Below are 17,201 nucleotides of genomic sequence, written 5' to 3'. Positions count from 1 at the left end.
CATGAGCACGGCAACCGCAACCACCCACTCGGCCAAGGAACACGCACGCTCCCAGGCCACCGTCGCGCCTGCACCCACTGCGCCGGAGGGCATCTCGGAAGTCACCTGGGCCGAATCGGTCCCCGGCGGCAGCTACACCACCAAGGTGCTCGCACGCGGAACCCGGCTGCGCCTCGTCGACGTGAACGGTGACGCCTGCGCCAATCTGCTGCTGTACCGCGCCGACGCACCATGGGAACGGCTCAACACCGCCGACACCGTCAAGGTGCCGTGGCAGGCGTATCTGAGCTCGGGTCATCCCCTGCTCTCGGACCAGGGCCGTGTTCTGGCCACCGTCGTCGGCGACACCTCCGGCCGCCACGACGCACTGTGCGGCACCACCTCGACCGCTACCAACGTCGCCAAATATGGAGACAGCGGACCACATTCGTCGGCTCCGGCCGGTCGAGAACTGTTCACCCTCGCCGCGGCCAAGCACGGACTCGAACCGCGGGACGTCGCGCCGTCCCTGTCGTTCTTCCACGGCGTCACCGTCGCCGCCGACGGCGCTCTGGTCAGCACCGGATCCGCAGGAGCGGGCAAGTCGGTGGATCTGCTGATCCACCTGCCGGTGATCGTGTTGCTCGCCAACACCGCTCACCCACTCGACCCGAGGTCCGAATTCCCCACCACCGCCCTCGACGTGTTGGCCTGGCGGGCACCCGAGGAACTGCTCACGCTCGACAACACCGAACCCGAATACCTACGCGCAGTGCAGAACACCGAGGACGCATGGAAGGCAGCACAGTGACCACCAGTGCAGTGATCGTGAAAGACGAGATCGCCCCCGCATTCGGTCCGTGGTCCGCCGTGGTCGAAGCCGGTGACATCCTGACGATCGTCGACCTGTACGGCAATCAAGCCGTCGACACTCTGCTGTACGGCGCGCACGATCGTTCCATCCGATACTCCGCCGCCGCGACGGTCTCCGCGCAACAGAACCTGTTCCTCACCACCGGTTCCGTTCTGCGCAGCGATGACTCGACGCCGCTGATGACGATCGTGGACGACGAGGTCGGCAACCACGACACCGTCGGCGGGGCGTGTTCCAAGGAATCGAACACCCTGCGCTACGGCCACCACACTCAGCACCAGCACGCCTGCGTCGAGAACTTCCTGATCGAGGGATCCAAGTGGGGTCTCGGCAAGCGAGATCTGGCACCCAACATCAACTTCTTCATGAACGTGCCCGTCGACGCCGACGGGACCCTCGGCATCGTCGACGGTCTCTCGGCTCCCGGGAAGAAACTCTCACTGCGTGCCGAGATCGATACCCTCGTGCTCGTCTCCAATTGCCCACAGATCAACAACCCCTGCAACGGATTCGACCCCACTGCGGTCCGAATGATCGTGACGCGAGAGTCGGCGGGGGCATGAACGCGACCAAGATGACAGTCCACCGGCCGGGAATGCTCACCACGGTGCAGGACTGGCCGGGCCGCGTCGGCTACTGGAAGGTGGGCGTACCGCCGTCGGGACCGATGGACGACCTGTCGTTTCGGCTCGGCAACGTCGCCCTGGGCAACCCCGAGGGCACTCCTGGACTCGAATCCACCATGGCAGGGCCGGCATTGACGTTCGATGCCGACACCTACGTCTGCGTCACCGGTGCCGCGGTACCGGTGCGCATCGACGGCAGCGCGGCCCCGCAGTGGAAGCCGGTCCTGGTACCCGCCGGGGCCACCCTCGATGTCGGCACCACCACCGGTGCGGGTCTGCGGGTCTACGTGCTCGTCCAGGGCGGCTTCGATGTCGACGACTACCTGGGCAGTGCAGCGACGTTCACACTCGGCAAGTTCGGCGGACATCGCGGCGGCGTGCTCGGCGAGGGCGACGTCATCGCACTGGCCGGCCGCTCCGACAACTCCGACGTTCTCGGTCCGATTCCCATGGAACACCTGCCGGTGCTGACGTCGAGCTGGGACATCGCCGTCACCGAGGGCCCACACGGCGCACCGGAGTTCTTCACCCGCGAGGACATCGACACCCTCTACGCCACCCGCTACGAGGTGCACTTCAACTCCGATCGCACCGGAGTCCGACTGATCGGACCGAGGCCACAGTGGGCTCGGCCCGACGGCGGCGAGGCCGGACTGCACCCGTCGAACATCCACGACAACGCCTACAGCGTCGGGGCGTTGGACTTCACCGGCGATACCCCGATCCTGCTCGGACCCGACGGTCCGAGCCTGGGCGGCTTCGTCTGCCCCGTCACCGTGGTGGCCGCCGAACGCTGGAAGCTCGGTCAACTGAGGCCGGGCGACACCATCCGATTCGTGCCCGTGAAGGCCGCGTCCACGGCGCCGCTGGGTTCACTCGGTCTCGCTCGCCGCGCGTCTCTGCCCGCGGTGTTCTCCGCAGGCGGCGACGGCGACGACGGAGTGATCGCTCGACGCGACGCCGATACGTGCGTCACCTACCGTCGCTCGGGCGACGACAACGTGCTCGTCGAGTACGGCGACATGAAACTCGATCTGGCCCTGCGCGCCCGGGTGCACGCCCTCCATCAGCGCGTCGAGGCCCTCGCGCCCCGTGGCCTGGTGGACCTGACTCCCGGGATCCGCTCGTTGCAGGTGAAGGTGAATCCCGATGTACTGTCCATCGATTCGTTGATGGGTCTGCTGTCCGAGGTCGAGGACGAACTACCCGCGGCCTCGGAGCTCGTGGTCCCCAGCCGCCAGGTTCGGCTGCCGCTCTCGTGGGACGACCCCTCGACCCGCGAGGCCATCCAGCGCTACATGCACGGTGTGCGCGCCGACGCCCCGTGGTGCCCCTGGAACATCGAGTTCATCCGGCGGATGAACGGACTCGATTCGGTGGCAGAGGTGTTCGACACCGTCTTCGCCGCCGACTACATGGTCCTCGGTCTCGGTGACGTGTACCTGGGCGCACCGGTGGCGACACCGTTGGATCCGCGGCACCGACTGGTGACGACCAAGTACAACCCGGCGCGCACGTGGACGCCGGAGAACGCCGTCGGCATCGGTGGGGCGTACCTGTGCATCTACGGGATGGAGGGTCCCGGTGGATACCAGTTCGTGGGTCGAACCACGCAGGTGTGGAACCACAGCGCCGCCTACAGCGGCGGACCGTTCGAGGAAGGCACCCCGTGGCTGCTCCGGTTCTTCGACCGAATCTCCTGGTACCCGGTCGAACCCGAGGAACTGATGGACCTGCGCGCAGATCTGGCGGCCGGCCGCGGCGGCGGAGTGCAGATCACCGAGGGTGAGTTCTCCCTCGCCGAGCACGAGAACTTCCTGGACACCAACGCGGACTCCATCGCCGAGTTCCGCGCGACGCAGGCCGTCGCCTTCGGTGCCGAACGCGACGCATGGTCGGCAGCAGGCGAATTCGATACGACGAAGGGCAGGACCGATGCAGCCTGAGGTACGAGAACGAGTTCTGCAGGCATACAAGAGAATTGCCGAGGTCGATCGGCCGGAGGTGTGGATCACCTTGCGTGACGAGGACGACGTGCTGGCCGAGGCCGTCGCCCTCGAGGAGGCGGTCGCGGCCGGTGCGGATCTACCGCTCGCCGGAGTACTCGTCGCAGTCAAGGACAACATCGACGTCGCCGGCCTGCCCACCACCGCAGCATGCCCCGAATTCGCCTACACACCCGGCATTTCCGCCGTCGCCGTCGAGCGACTGACGAGCCAGGGCGCACTGGTGCTCGGCAAGACCAACCTGGACCAGTTCGCCACCGGACTGGTCGGCACCCGCAGCCCCTACGGCGCGGTCCGCTGCGACTGGGATCCGACACTGATCTCGGGAGGCTCGAGCTCCGGTTCCGCCGTCGCGGTGGCACTGGGCATCGCGGACATCGGAATCGGCACCGACACAGCCGGATCGGGTCGAGTGCCCGCAGCCTTCCACGGCCTGGTGGGCATCAAGAGCTCACTGGGTATCGTGCCGAACACCGGCGTCGTGCCCGCATGCGCCGACTACGACTGCGTCACAGTTCTCGCGCGCGATCTGGACAGTGCCACTGCGGCGATGAAAGTCATGACCGGGCCCACCGCCACCGATCCACGCAGCCGGGCCTGGCCTTCCGACGTACGGCTCGCCGCGTCCTCGCAGCCCCGCGTCGCCGTCCCACGAGGTGAGGATCTGACGTCGCTGAGTCCGGCGTACCGTCGGGCATTCGAGGCGACGGTGGCCGGCCTGGCCGAGAAGGGTATTGCCCACGCCGAGGTCGACATCTCGACGCTGCTGGACGCGGCAACACTGCTGTACGACGGAGCGATTGTTGCCCAGCGGTATTCGGCCGTCGGAGAGTTCCTCGACACCGCGCCTGCCTGTGCCGATCCCACGGTGTCCGCGATCGTTCGCTCGGCGGCAACGCCGTCCGCACACCGGTACGTCGACGATCTCGCCGCTCTCGCCGGAGCCGAGACCGCGGCCCGCGCACTCCTGAACGGGTTCGACGGCCTGCTGTTGCCCACCACCACCGAGCATCCGAGCATCGCTGCGGTGCAATCGGATCCGGTCGGCATCAACCGACGCCTCGGTACGTTCACCAACTTCTGCAATCTGCTCGACATGGCCGCGGTGGCCGTTCCCGGAGCCTCGACGCACGACGGCAACCCGTTCGGCGTCATGGTCGTGGTGCCGGCATTCGAGGATCAGATCGCGATCGACCTCGCTGCACAGCTGAGCGGCGTCGCGTCACCCTCGCTGATCGACGACGGTATCGAGGTGTTGGCCGTCGGAGCGCACCTGCGCGGCTTTCCCGTGCACCACCAGCTGACCGATCGCGGTGCACGCTTCATCGGCGAGGTGACGACCACGGCGGACTACCGACTCGTGGATCTGCACACCACCCCGCCCAAGCCCGGTCTCGTGCGGCGTGCGGGCCACGGCGCTCCCATCTCGGGAGAGTTGTATCGCATGTCGGCCGCCGCCCTCGGAACGTTCCTCGCGGGATTGCCCGCGCCGATGGGTCTGGGTCCGGTCGAGTTGTCCGACGGTCGCTGGGTCACCGGATTCTGCTGCGCGCACGACGCAGCCGAGAACGGCACCGACATCACCGAATTCGGCGGCTGGCGCGCATACAGGGCTCAAGCCGGGACCGGTCTGCCTCCGTCGGTCGCCACGCGCACGGCGAGCAGTCCGAGCACCGTGCCCATGACGTAGCGCTGCACCCTCAGCCACGTGGGGCGAACGGCCAGGAACTGAGCGATCGATCCGGCCAGCACCACGATCGCCAGATTGACCGCGACTGCCACGGCGATCTGTACGCCACCGAGCGTGAATCCCTGCAGCAGAAGGTGTCCGGCCGCGGGATCGACGAACTGCGGGATGACCGAGATGTACATGATCGCGATCTTCGGGTTCAGCAGGTTGGTCACCAACCCCATCGTGAACAGCCGACGGGTCGAATCCTGTTGCAGCTCGGTCGGTTCGAAGGCCGACACCGAACCGCGCAGCGCCTGCACAGCCAACCAGGCGAGGTAGGCGGCACCGGCGAGCTTGACCGCGGTGTACAACGCAGGCACGGCCGAGAAGACCGCTGCCAAGCCGAGATTGGTGGCGGTGAGATAGACCAGGAAACCGAGCGCGACGCCTGCCAACGACACCAGTCCCGCCCGCTTCCCTTGCGAGATGCTCCGCGAGACGAGGTAGATCATGTTGGGCCCCGGGGTCAGAACCAACGCGAGAGCCACGGCGAACACTCCGACAACAGCAGAAATCGAGACCATGCGGACAACTCTTCACGCCGACGTACCGACCGAGAAGAGCCAGTTACGGTGTCGTGGTCTCTATCCGGCACGCACGAGGGTGGCCACCCCGTCGGCGATCGCTCCCATCCCGGCTGCCGTCGGGTGCAACGGTGCCGCAGGATTCTGCGGGACGACCCCCTCGAAGTACCGCTGATCGGGGGCCACGCATACATCGTGGCCGACACTCAGCGCCTCGGTGTCGACGAACTCGGCACCGTGCTCTTCGGCCTGGGTCCGCAGGGCCTCGTTCATCGCGGTGATGCTGCCCTGGATGTAATCGGCGTCCTCGGGGAGCATCGGTTGGGTGGGGAAGCAGCCGCCGTCCGGCAGGTAGGTGCCGTAGCCGACCACGAGAATCCGCGCATCGGGCGCACGCTCGGCCACCGCGTCGAGCATCGCACCCCAGCTCGGTGCGCTGTCCGCGATCGCCGCGGCCACGATGTCGACGCCGCCTGCGGTGAGGCGGTCCCTGCAGACGTTGGTGGCCGAGGTGTCCGCGAACGTCAGGCACTGCACGGCCGTCGAGACCAGCCCGATGTCGTTACCGCCGATCGTGACGGTCACCAGATCGGTGTCCGGGCTCAGTGCATCGAGTTGCACCGGTACCTCGCCGCTCGAGGTTCCCTGCGGAGTGGAGACGATGTTCTCGGTGACGGCACCCGAGCAGGTGACGTCGACGAAGGAGCCCACGGCCAATTCCTCGGCGAGCACGTGCGGATAGTTGGCGTCGGACTGCTGACAACCCGGTGCGCCGACCTGGTCGGGGATCCGTGGGCCGGACGCGGCCGAATCACCCAACGCGACGTAGTTCACCGGCACCGCCGCATCGGACGACCCAGCGGATGCTTCCGACGATCCAGCGGGCGCTTGCGATACCGGTGAATTGGAGGAGCAGCCCGCCAGTACGCAGGCCGACACAGCAAGACCGACGAGAATTCCCTGGCTCCTCACAGCTTCGACGCTACAGCTGCCGGTAATCTCGACCGGGTTGTCCGGGACATACAGTCCATCGCATCGAACAGAGGAATTACATGATCACCGCGTTCATCAACCAGATCCTCAGCGGCTTCGGCTCCATTTCCGCTGGTAGCAGTGGCTTCGAGCTGGCACCGGGAACGCTGCCCTTCGGGCTGTAGAGACCAGCGGAACGCTCGCCCGCGCGGGGCCGACGATTGTTTCGGTGCCGCGCGGGTACCCACACATCATGACTACCCAGAACGACGACCAGAAGAACGCCGACACTGCCCCCGAGGCAAAACCGGATGTGACGTCCGATCCGGCCGCAGCGGCCGAGGACAACGATTGGTCGAGCGAAGGCGGAGCCGTCGAAACCGGTCCCGCGACCGATGACGAGCGAACCGCAGGCAACTAGCCGATCAGACGGCGGGGAGCGGCCCGCAGCGTGCGAACGTCGCCGTCGGCAACGATGTGTTCCACCGTCTCGCCTCGGGTGCGCATCGACTCGTCGACGGCGAAGTTCACGCGAGCATCGCCGAGCCAATCGACGCCGACGACGATTCCCACGGTTCCCTTCGGAATTCCGCTGCGCCACCGCACGTGGCCCAGATTGCGGACCGTGATCACGGTCTCTCCGATCTCGAAGTGCCCCATACGCCCCCCCGGCTCGATTCTTGCCGACCAGTAGACCTCGAGCGAACCCCCTGTTCAAGCGGTGCATCCGCGCTTATATCGACCTCTCACAGCCTCGACGCCAGTCGGCACGATCACAATCCGGTGATGTACCGAGTTCGGGCGATTTTTCACGCCGTGCGGTATTTTTCGCTTTCACCATTTGCTGCTACGGCAATATTTCTTGCCAACCGACAGCCTCGGTCGGACACTGTCCACATGACTACAGACACCGATCGACACACTCCGGTCGACGCGATCATCATCGGCGGCGGAGTCGCCGGACTCAGCGCCGCCGTGGCTCTCGGCCGTTCCCGACGCTCCGTTGCCATCGTCGACGCGGGCGATCCCCGCAACGCTCCGGCAGCGCATTCCCACAACTACCTCACCCGCGACGGGGAGTCGCCTCTCGAGCTGGTTCGACTCGGCCGAGACGAGGCGCGGCACTACGGCGCACGCATTGTCGAGGGCATCGCGACGTCCGCGAATCGCACCGACACCGGGTTCGAGGTGAGTCTCGCCGACGGTTCCGTCGTCCGCGGCCGCCGCCTCCTGGTCACCACCGGTCTCACCGATGTCCTGCCCGACATACCCGGCCTGGCCGATCGCTGGGGGCGCGACGTGTTGCACTGCCCGTACTGCCATGGCTGGGAGGTACGCGATCGCAGGATCGGCATCATCGGCAGCGCCATGGTCGGGCACCAGGCCCAGATGTGGCGTCAGCTCACCGAGCGCGTCACCGTGTTCGCGCACACGGCAACGGAATTGGCGCAGGCAGATCTCGAGCGACTTGCCGCCCGTGGCATCGAGGTGGTCGACGAGGAGATCGCTCGGGTCGATGTCGACAACGACGCCATCGTCGGAGTGACACTCGCGAGCGGCACGCAGATCCGGCTGGACGCGCTGGTCGTGGGCCCCAACTTCACCTCCCGCGCAGACATCCTGGTGTCGCTCGGGATCGGCACGACCGAGATGGTCATGAACGACCACGTCCTCGGCGCGTATGTCGAGGCCGATCCCGTCGGTGCCACATCGGTGCCCGGGGTGTGGGTTGCAGGCAACGTGGCCGCGCCGATGGACACCGTGGTGGCGGCGTCCGCGGCCGGAGTCAAGGCAGGTGCCGCGATCAACGGTGACCTGATCGAGGAAGAGGTCCGCATGGCCGTCGAACGAGCGAAGGCCATCGCTTCCTAGCTACCGAGGGCCGCCGCCAGGCCCTCCTCGATCGCCGGCTTGCGAACTCCGAGCTCGGCGAGGGTGGCGTCCTGATCCCGCGTCGAACGGGATGAGGGCGGGCAGCGGATCCGCCGGTTCCGGTAGCGTGGCAGCCACTGCCGTGCGGATCCGTTCGGGCGTGAGGCCCTGAGCGCCCAGCAGTTTCACGGCCACTGCCTCGGGTTCACCGAGCAGGCCGAGAATCAGGTGCCCGGTCGTGATTCGGTCGTTCGCGGCTGCCCGCGCCTCGTTCTGCGCGCCGACGACCACGTTGCGAGCCCTCGGGGTGAAGCGCGAGAAACCCTGATTGGCATCGAGATCGGCGGGATCGTCGCCCCCCTTGGCGACGAAGCGCTTCTGCACCGCCTGCTTGCTGACCCCCATGGACGCACCGATGGCAGTCCAGGACGCCCCGGAGCGACGCGCTCGGTCGACGAAATGTCCGATCAGGTGATCGGCGACCTCGCCGAGGGCCGGTGAAAGCACAACATCTGTTGAAGTTCTTCGCCCGCCAGGTCCGACTTCGTACCCGAACACGCTGCGCAAAGACGTATATTCACCGATGAAGGTGCCGCGAACAGCCATGCGAACGCCACGCGCGAGAAGGAAGTAGGTCCTTCGATGAACACGAAGGTCGCTGCGCCCTTCGCCATGCACACCAAACGGATCGCCGGACTGGTGACAGTGGTCGTCGTCGCGAGCACCGTCTTCGTTCTCGGCGACGCCGGAGTGCGGGCCGGTGTCCTCGCGACCGTCGCCGTCGGTTCGGTACTGGCCATCAGCGCCGCGATCCGTCGATACCGTCCCGACGACTCGCGCTGTTGGTGGGCACTGTTCGGCGCCTCGGTGCTGTTCATGTTCGGGGTCTCGCTGCGCAGCGATCCCACCGCACTGAGTCATTCGTTCCCGCTGCTGCCGGATCTGTTCACACTGACCGGGTACGCACTCGTCGGGTACGCACTCTCGCGGTGGATCCGAGATCGTCAGTCGATCGACGACATCACTCCGCTCGTCGACGCCGGCCTGATCTTTCTCGGCACCCTGTTCCTGTCGTGGTTGCTGTTCATCTCCCCGGGCCTCGAATCTCCTCGTTCATCGGCATCGACGGTGGTCAACGGTTTGTATCCGGCGATCGACGCAGCGCTGATCACCTTGACCACCTACCTGCTGTTCTCGTCCAAGCCCCGTACCGTTGCGCTGCAGTGGGCCCTGATCGCACTCGTCGCGACACTGGTCGGCGACGTCTCGTACGCCTTCGCGGCCACCACCGACGACGCTCCGTCCTCGGGATTGCTCGACGGCATCTACCTCTTCGCGTATCTCTCCCTGGCGATGGCCGCCCTCGATCCGTCGATGCGCACCGTCTCGCAGCGGCAGACTCCTGCACCGGCGCACAGCAGCCGCCGCGTCGTGTTCGTGGTGACGCTGCTGGTCGTCTGCGCCACGGTGCCGCTGCTGGGCTCGGCAGTGTCCACCGGGGATCTGATCGTCCGGTCCCTGTTGCTCGCATCGATCCTGGTGGGCGCATTCCTACGCGGCGAGCGTGCGCTGACCCGAGTGCAGGTCGGCGAGGAGCACGCGAAATACCTGGCCGCTCACGACCTGTTGACCGGCCTACCGAACCGCACGATGCTCGACGAGGAGTTCACCCGGCTCGAGCGCACCCAGACTCCGGGACGCACGTGCGTCCTGTTCGTCGACCTCGACAACTTCAAGATGGTCAACGACTCGTACGGCCACCGCGTCGGCGACGAACTCATCGTCGCCGCAGCGGGACGCATCCGCGCCGCAGTCGGTGCCACCGACACCGTGGTCAGGTACGCCGGTGACGAGTTCGTCGTGCTGACCCGCCGCGATCGCGGTGGAGCGGAAGCGTTGGCCCGACGCATCATCGATCGGACGAACGAGCCGTTCCCCCTGAGCGCCGCGACGGCATACGTCACGGCCTCGGTTGGAATCGCAGACGCGGACCGATTGCACGACGCCATCCGCGAGGCCGACACCGCGATGTATCACGCCAAATCGCTCGGTGCGGCGCGGTACGCGTTCTTCGACGAGTCGCTGCGTGCGCGAGCGACGTCCGCGATCGAGACCGCCACAGCATTGCGCGGCGCGATCAGACGCGGCGAGCTCGAGGTGTACTACCAGCCGATCATCGAGACCACCTCGCGCACCACCGTCGTCTACGAGGCACTCGTGCGCTGGAACTGGCAGGGGCGAGTGCGCACCCCCAACGAGTTCATCCCGATCGCCGAATCGACCAATCTCATCAAGGAGATCGGCGAATGGGTGCTGCGCACCTCGATATCCGATCTGGTGACACTGCGTTCCAACGGGCAGAAAGTCACCATGTCGGTGAACGTCTCCCCGCTGCAGCTTCGAGACGATTCGTTGCCGGTCATCGTCGCCCGACTGCTCGACACGTACGGCCTCCACGGAGCAGATCTGGCACTCGAGATCACCGAGAGCGTCCTGATCGACGACATGGGCACGGCGAAGAGCGTTCTCGACCGACTCGCCGCGATGGGTGTGCTCATCGTTCTCGACGACTTCGGTATCGGCTACTCCTCGCTGAGCAGGCTGCGCGCGATGCCGATCGCGCTGCTGAAGATCGACAAGTCCTTCGTTCACGAGATCGGCAGTTCGGAATCGGACACTCAGCTGATTCGCGCCATCGTCGCCATGGCGTCGGCGCTGCCGGTGGCCACGGTGGCCGAGGGCGTCGAGACCGAGGAGCAGGCTGCGATCATCGAGGCTCTCGAATGCCGCTTCGCGCAGGGCTTTCTGTTCGGTAGACCTGCACCCGTCGCACACTGGCTTCTCGAATCCGCCGAGACCCGTCCCGGCAGGTGATCCGGATGTTAGCGTCGGGCGGTGTCTGCAATAGGAGTGCACCGCTCGACTGTCCTTGCCTGTGCCCTGCTGCTGGTGCCGCTCGCCGCGTGCAGTAGCGGCGAGAGCACCGATCCCGACTCCGCGGCCGAGAACAGCTGTGTCCTCGGTGCCAGTGGAGGTACGCCTGTGAACTCGACGCCGAGCGCGAGTTCGGGCGACATCTCCACCAATCCCGAAGTGGCGACCGGGTATCGATCGAACATGAGCCCGGTGGAGACGCCTTCGTACTCCGTCTCGACGGCCAACCCGGTCTCCACCGAGGCCGCGTGTGCGGTTCTGCGCGACGGCGGCACCGCGGCCGACGCCCTGATCGTTGCGCAGACCGTGCTCGGCCTCGTCGAGCCGCAGTCCTCCGGCATCGGCGGCGGAGCCTTCCTGATGTACTACGACGCGGCCACCGGTGAAGTACAGAGCTACGACGGCCGCGAGACCGCTCCGATGAGTGCCACCGGGGACTATCTGCGGTACATCGACGACGTCAATCGCACTCTGCCGCAACCCGATGCCCGTTCCAGCGGGCGGTCGATCGGCGTTCCTGGAGTGCTGCGCATGCTCGAGCAGGCCCACGACGATCACGGGACCAAGCAGTGGGGCGACCTGTTCCAGCCCGCAATCGGTCTCGCCGACAACGGAATCGAGATCAGCCCGCGCATGGCGTCCTCCATTGCCGACTCGGCACCGAAGCTCGCCCTCGATCCCGCGTCCAAGGAGTACTTCCTGCAGCCGGACGGCACCGGCAAGCCGGCCGGGACGGTTCTGAACAACCCGGCGATGTCGAAGACGCTCTCCGCCATCGCAACCGGCGGTGCCGACGCCTTCTACACCGGTGACATCGCGCAGGCCATCGTCGATGCGACCGCCGACACCACCGCAGGCCGTACCCCCGGACAGATCACGCTGGAGGATCTCGCCGCGTACGAGCCCAAGACCCGCACGGCCGTGTGTACCGAGTACCGCGATCACGACATCTGCGGGATGCCCGGCCCGTCTTCGGGCGGTATCGCGGTGGCGTCGACGATGGGCATTCTGTCGAACTTCGATCTGGCGCAGTACGCGCCGACGGGGATGGACGCCAACGGCGGAACCCCGACGGCCGAGGGCGTGCACCTGATCGCCGAGGCCGAGCGCCTCGCCTACGCCGATCGTGACAAGTACGTCGCCGATCCTGACTTCGTTCCCCTGCCCGGTGGGTCGCCCGATGCACTGCTCGATCCCGAATACCTCAGCGAGCGAGCAGGACTGATCGACGAGGGCAGGTCCATGGGCACAGCGCAGCCCGGCGACTTCGGCCCGGTGCAGTTCGCCTCGTCCACCGATCCCGAGTACGGCACCAGCCACATCTCCGTCGTCGACAGCCAGGGCAACGCGGCCTCGATGACGACGACCGTCGAGTCGGCCTTCGGCTCGTTCCACATGGTCGACGGCTTCCTGCTGAACAATCAGCTCACCGACTTCGCGGCATCACCGGTGGCCGAGGACGGCACGCCGGTGGCCAACCGCGTCGAGCCGGGGAAGCGTCCGCGCAGCTCGATGGCTCCGACGCTGGTCTTCGACCGGGGCGACGACGGTGCGCGCGGCGATCTTGTACTCGTCGCCGGCTCTCCCGGTGGTTCGGTGATCATCCAGTTCGTCGTCAAAACATTGGTGGGACTGCTCGATTGGGGCATGGATCCGCAGCAGGCGGTGTCGATGGTCGACTTCGGTGCGGCCAACACACCGTCGACCAATTACGGCGGCGAACACCCGAACGTCTCGGGCGAGAACGATCCCGTGGTCGCGGCGCTCCGCGAGATGGGCCACCAGGTGTCGGTCGCAGACCAGTCCAGTGGACTGAGCGCGCTACAACGAACCGACGGTGGCTGGATCGGTGGAGCCGACCCCCGCCGCGAGGGTGAGGTACTCGGCGGATAGCCGCGACCTCGGGTAGCGCTCAGGGCACGAATCGGTAACCCATACCGGTTTCGGTGATGAGGTGCACCGGGGAGGCCGGGTCACGTTCGAGTTTCTGTCGCAGTTGGCCGAGATAGATTCGTAGATAGTGCGTTTCGCGCTCGTGGCCGGGTCCCCATACGGTGCGCAGAATGTCCTTCTGCGACACCAGCTTGCCCTCGTTGCGTACCAGCAGTTCGAGTACACCCCACTCGGTGCGGGTCAGGTGCACGTTCGCACCATCTCGCACAACGGTTTTCGTAGCGAGATCGACGGTGAAGTCCGCGGTGACGACGACGGGGTCGGCGACGGAGTGCGGTCCGCGGCGCAGTGCTGCGCGCAATCGGGCCAGCAGCTCGTCCATGCCGAAGGGCTTGGTGACGAAGTCGTCGGCGCCGGCGTCGAGCGCTTCGACGGTATCGGCGGAATCGGTGCGCGCCGAGAGCACCAGGATCGGTACGTCGCTCCAGCCGCGCAGCCCGGCGATCACGTCGATTCCGTCGATGTCGGGCAGTCCGAGGTCGAGAATCACGATGTCCGGGTGGAAGTTCGCGGCCACCCGCAGCGCCTCACCGCCGCTCGCCGCGCTGACCACCTCGAACCCACGCACGTTGAGATTGATCCGCAACGCCCGCACGATCTGCGGCTCGTCGTCGACGACGAGCACCCGCACCTTCACCTGCCCGCCGCCTTCAACTCGACCGTCATCGTCAGCCCGCCGCCGATGGTGTTCGATGCCGTGACGGTACCGCCCATCGCACGCACGAATCCCCGCACCACCGACAATCCGAGCCCGACGCCCACCGAGTTGTCCCGATCACCGAGACGTTGGAACGCGTCGAACATCGTGTCCTCGGCACCCTCGGCGATGCCGGGTCCGTGGTCGGCGACGGAGATACTGGCCCACTCACCGTGTGCGGCGGCACTGACGGTGATGTCGCCGACGGGGGCGTAGCGGGCACTGTTGTTCACCAGATTCGCGAGCACCCGTTCGAGCAGGCCCGGGTCGGCCAGTACCTCCACATCGCCCACCTCGACGCGCACTCGGTCGTCCGCTCCGACCAGTGCGCCACCGAGCACGTCGTCGACGAACACCGGACGCAGGCTCGGCTGCACGACGCCTGCCTGCAGCCGCGAGGAATCGAGCAGATTGCTCACCAGAGCGGTCAACTGATCGGCCGATTCGTCGATGGTCGCGAGCAATTCGTCGGTGTCCTCGGGCGAGAACTGAACGTCGGTGCTGCGCAGAGACGAGGATGCCGCCTTGACCGCCGACAGTGGTGTCCGCAGATCGTGGCTGACGGCCGAGAGCAATGCTCGACGCAACGCGTCGGCCTCGGCGAGAGCGTTGGCTCGGCTGGCCTCCTCGGCGAGACGGCCCTGCCGAACCATGCCGGCGGCCTGGTTGGCCACTGCCGCGAGTACCCGCCGATCGTGCGCGTGTGTGCGTTCGCCGACGAGCAACAACGTGAAGTCGCCCGCGTCGACCTCGGTGTCGGCCCCGGCACGATCGACGGGAGCCTGCGCACCTGCGCTACCGACGATGGACCCGGACTGGTTGTCCCACAGAGCCACTCCGCTCTGGCGATACGTTTCGCGGGCGCGTTCGAGCAGGGCGGTCAGGTCGGCTCCGCGCAGCACCGATCCGGCGAACAGCGTCAACAGTTCGGCTTCCTGGGTCGCCCGCCGTGCCTGACGCGTGCGTCGGGCTGCCGCGTCGACGAGCGCAGCGACGGCGACGGCGACGAGGAGCAGCACGACGGTGACAACGAAGTTGTCGGGCTCGGCGATGGTGAGGCTGTATCGGGGGGTGGTGAAGAAGTAGTTGAGCAGAAAGCCCGCGATCAGCGCCGACAATGCCGCCGGCGCAACCCCTCCCAGCAGTGCGACGCACAGCACCACCATGAAGAACAGAGCGCTCTCACCGCTCGAGTCGAAGTCCGGACCGACCGTGCTGAGCACTGCCGCGGCCAGGCAGGGCACCAGAACAGCGGCGACCCACGCCAGAATGCGGCGCCGTCCCGAGTCGACCTGCACCCCCCATCGCCGGGCCTGCTCGGCGTGAGTGACCATGTGCACGTCGATCTTTCCCGAGTTCTGCACCACTGCCGCGCCGATGCCCTCGTCCAGGATTCGGGCGGCACGTGACCGTCTCGAGGTGCCGATCACCAGCTGGGTTGCGTTGACGCCGCGTGCGAAGTCGAGCAGGGTCGACGGCACGTCGTCGCCGACGACGCTGTGGACGCTGGCCCCGAGGCCGGCGGCGAGCTTGCGCACCGAACCCATCTGCGGTGCCGACACACCCATCAGCCCGTCACCGCGGACGATGTGCAGCACCATCAGCTCCGCACTGGACTTCGAGGCGATCCGACTCGCCCGGCGGAGCAGCGTTTCCGATTCCGGTCCTCCGGTCACTGCCACCACCACGCGCTCGCGTGCCTCCCACGTGTCGGTGATGCGATTGTCCTTGCGGTACTTCACCAGTGCCGCGTCGACCTGATCGGCGATCCACAGCAGTGCGAGCTCTCGCAGGGCGGTGAGGTTGCCACCGCGGAAGTAGTTGCTCAGTGCGGCGTCGACCTTCTCGGCAGCGTAGACGTTGCCGTGTCGCAACCTGCTGCGTAGCGCCTCGGGGGTGATGTCGACCAACTCGACCTCGTCGGCGGCTCGAACGACGCTGTCGGGCACCGTCTCCCGTTGCGGCACTCCGGTGATCTGCTGCACCACGTCGTTGAGCGATTCGAGGTGCTGCACGTTGAGGGTGGAGATGACGTCGATGCCCGCGTCGAGCAGTACCTCGACGTCCTGCCACCGCTTGCCGTGCACACTCCCCGGCGTGTTGGTATGCGCCAGTTCGTCGACGAGCACCACCTGCGGCTGTCGGGCCAGGACGGCGTCGAGGTCCAGTTCCTGCGCCGAGGACCCGCGATAGTGGACGGTCGCCATCGGCAGCACTTCGATGCCGTCGAGTGCGTCTATCGTCCGCGCCCGGCCGTGGGTCTCGACCACCGCGGCCACGACGTCGCAACCACGGCTCCGCAGTCGGTGCGCCTCGCCGAGCATGGCGTAGGTCTTGCCGACGCCGGGTGCCGCGCCGAGGTAGATCCGCAGCTCACCCCTGTCCGCCACAGCCTGTCTCCTCACCCGGCCGGTATGTGTCCCGTAGTGCCAGGTTCAACTCCGGAACGTTCACCGCTTCGGCACCGAGTACACCGTACTGCGGTCCGTGGGTGTACTCGGCGACCAGAGCCTCGACATCGGTCACCGACGCTCCGTTGACCTGCGCCACGCGCGCGACCTGGATGGCCGCATACGCGGGACTGATGTCGGGATCGATACCCGAGCCGGAACCGGTGACGGCGTCGGGCGGTACCGCCGACGGGTCGACGTTCTCGCGGTCGGCGATGGCGGCGCGGCGTTGCTCGACGAACGACGCCAGGACCTCGCTGGACGGTCCCTGGTTGGTCGGCAGCGCAGCCGCGGGATCCCCGGGGGCGAACGGGTCGTCGTCCGACACCGACCCGGTGACGCGGGTGTGGAAGTACGGATCCGGCTCTCCCGGAGCGACCTGCGGATCGACGCCGATCAGCGAGCTTCCGACGACGCAGCCCTCGGCGTCGCGCAGCGGCGAACCCTCGGCGGAGTCGGTGCCGATGCGGCTGATGCCCCAGACCACGGCCGGGTAGCCGATGCCGAGAATGACGGTCAATGCCAGCAGCACTGCGAAGCCTGCCACGACCTGGCGGAGAAATCCCTGTACGAAGCGCATGG

Annotated in this window: 14 protein-coding genes and 1 pseudogene; 8 read left to right on the top strand and 7 right to left on the bottom strand. The window is 66.9% G+C overall.

All coding sequences use genetic code 11. The annotated features are described in order from the left end of the window. Window position 1 precedes the first annotated feature (1 nt). The 4 genes from CH273_RS16815 to atzF are packed head-to-tail and all read left to right on the top strand — an operon-like array spanning window position 2 to window position 5,175. Window positions 2-790: an urea amidolyase associated protein UAAP1 gene (locus CH273_RS16815; RefSeq protein WP_032396864.1), complete on the top strand. Its 789-nt coding sequence runs from the start codon at window positions 2-4 to the stop codon at window positions 788-790. Further along, on the top strand, window positions 772-1,416 hold the full coding sequence (locus CH273_RS16810; RefSeq protein WP_032396865.1) for an urea amidolyase associated protein UAAP2: 645 nt from the start codon (window positions 772-774) through the stop codon (window positions 1,414-1,416). The genes CH273_RS16815 and CH273_RS16810 overlap by 19 nt, the downstream gene beginning before the upstream one ends. After that, window positions 1,413-3,425 carry a 5-oxoprolinase/urea amidolyase family protein gene (locus CH273_RS16805; RefSeq protein ID WP_032396866.1) on the top strand — a complete coding sequence of 671 codons (2,013 nt, stop codon included), beginning with the start codon at window positions 1,413-1,415 and terminating at the stop codon, window positions 3,423-3,425. The genes CH273_RS16810 and CH273_RS16805 overlap by 4 nt, the downstream gene beginning before the upstream one ends. Beyond that, on the top strand, window positions 3,415-5,175 hold the full coding sequence (atzF, locus tag CH273_RS16800; RefSeq protein WP_052049921.1) for an allophanate hydrolase: 1,761 nt from the start codon (window positions 3,415-3,417) through the stop codon (window positions 5,173-5,175). The genes CH273_RS16805 and atzF overlap by 11 nt, the downstream gene beginning before the upstream one ends. On the opposite strand, the gene CH273_RS16795 is transcribed toward atzF, so the two are convergent. Together CH273_RS16795 and CH273_RS16790 are read right to left on the bottom strand one after the other, a co-directional pair. Then, window positions 5,100-5,741: a LysE family translocator gene (locus tag CH273_RS16795; protein WP_032396867.1), complete on the bottom strand. Its 642-nt coding sequence runs from the start codon at window positions 5,739-5,741 to the stop codon at window positions 5,100-5,102. The genes atzF and CH273_RS16795 overlap by 76 nt on opposite strands. 60 nt (window positions 5,742-5,801) lie before the next feature. Continuing rightward, on the bottom strand, window positions 5,802-6,713 hold the full coding sequence (locus CH273_RS16790; RefSeq protein WP_230596944.1) for an SGNH/GDSL hydrolase family protein: 912 nt from the start codon (window positions 6,711-6,713) through the stop codon (window positions 5,802-5,804). Between the two features lie 253 nt (window positions 6,714-6,966). Between CH273_RS16790 and CH273_RS27755 the strand changes: the two genes are divergently transcribed. Then, entirely contained in the window at window positions 6,967-7,134 is a 168-nt protein-coding gene (locus tag CH273_RS27755) for a hypothetical protein (protein WP_176459194.1), read from the top strand. Here CH273_RS27755 and CH273_RS16785 read toward each other — a convergent pair. Continuing rightward, on the bottom strand, window positions 7,131-7,373 hold the full coding sequence (locus CH273_RS16785) for a hypothetical protein (RefSeq protein WP_052049922.1): 243 nt from the start codon (window positions 7,371-7,373) through the stop codon (window positions 7,131-7,133). The genes CH273_RS27755 and CH273_RS16785 overlap by 4 nt on opposite strands. Before the next feature lie 237 nt (window positions 7,374-7,610). On the opposite strand from CH273_RS16785, the gene CH273_RS16780 reads away from it, so the two are divergent. After that, the gene (locus CH273_RS16780; protein ID WP_032396868.1) at window positions 7,611-8,585 is read left to right on the top strand and encodes an NAD(P)/FAD-dependent oxidoreductase; all 975 of its coding nucleotides are present in this window, start codon (window positions 7,611-7,613) and stop codon (window positions 8,583-8,585) included. A 72-nt stretch (window positions 8,586-8,657) separates the two neighbouring features. On the opposite strand, the pseudogene CH273_RS16775 reads toward CH273_RS16780, so the two are convergent. Beyond that, window positions 8,658-9,101: pseudogene (locus tag CH273_RS16775) on the bottom strand (Clp protease N-terminal domain-containing protein); the annotation flags it as partial. A gap of 126 nt (window positions 9,102-9,227) precedes the next feature. Between CH273_RS16775 and CH273_RS16770 the strand changes: the two are divergent. Together CH273_RS16770 and ggt are read left to right on the top strand one after the other, a co-directional pair. Continuing rightward, entirely contained in the window at window positions 9,228-11,459 is a 2,232-nt protein-coding gene (locus tag CH273_RS16770) for a putative bifunctional diguanylate cyclase/phosphodiesterase (protein WP_032396869.1), read from the top strand. A gap of 21 nt (window positions 11,460-11,480) precedes the next feature. Continuing rightward, window positions 11,481-13,412 carry a gamma-glutamyltransferase gene (gene ggt, locus CH273_RS16765; protein WP_032396870.1) on the top strand — a complete coding sequence of 644 codons (1,932 nt, stop codon included), beginning with the start codon at window positions 11,481-11,483 and terminating at the stop codon, window positions 13,410-13,412. A gap of 19 nt (window positions 13,413-13,431) precedes the next feature. Here ggt and CH273_RS16760 read toward each other — a convergent pair whose 3' ends face one another. Genes CH273_RS16760 through CH273_RS16750 form a run of 3 tightly spaced genes read right to left on the bottom strand, consistent with a single transcriptional unit; the run spans window position 13,432 to window position 17,199 of the window. Beyond that, entirely contained in the window at window positions 13,432-14,109 is a 678-nt protein-coding gene (locus CH273_RS16760) for a response regulator (protein WP_032396871.1), read from the bottom strand. Beyond that, complete coding sequence (locus CH273_RS16755) at window positions 14,106-16,559, bottom strand: sensor histidine kinase (RefSeq protein WP_052049927.1); 2,454 nt, start codon at window positions 16,557-16,559, stop codon at window positions 14,106-14,108. Before CH273_RS16755 ends, CH273_RS16760 begins: the two co-directional genes overlap by 4 nt. Next, window positions 16,543-17,199 carry a potassium-transporting ATPase subunit C gene (locus tag CH273_RS16750; RefSeq protein WP_032396873.1) on the bottom strand — a complete coding sequence of 219 codons (657 nt, stop codon included), beginning with the start codon at window positions 17,197-17,199 and terminating at the stop codon, window positions 16,543-16,545. The genes CH273_RS16755 and CH273_RS16750 overlap by 17 nt, the downstream gene beginning before the upstream one ends. Window positions 17,200-17,201 lie beyond the last annotated feature (2 nt).

Source organism: Rhodococcus sp. 05-339-2 (genome assembly GCF_002258965.1).
GTDB lineage: Bacteria > Actinomycetota > Actinomycetes > Mycobacteriales > Mycobacteriaceae > Rhodococcoides.
Note: the sequence above shows the minus strand (reverse complement) of the source record. Positions and strands in the feature narration are given on the sequence as shown.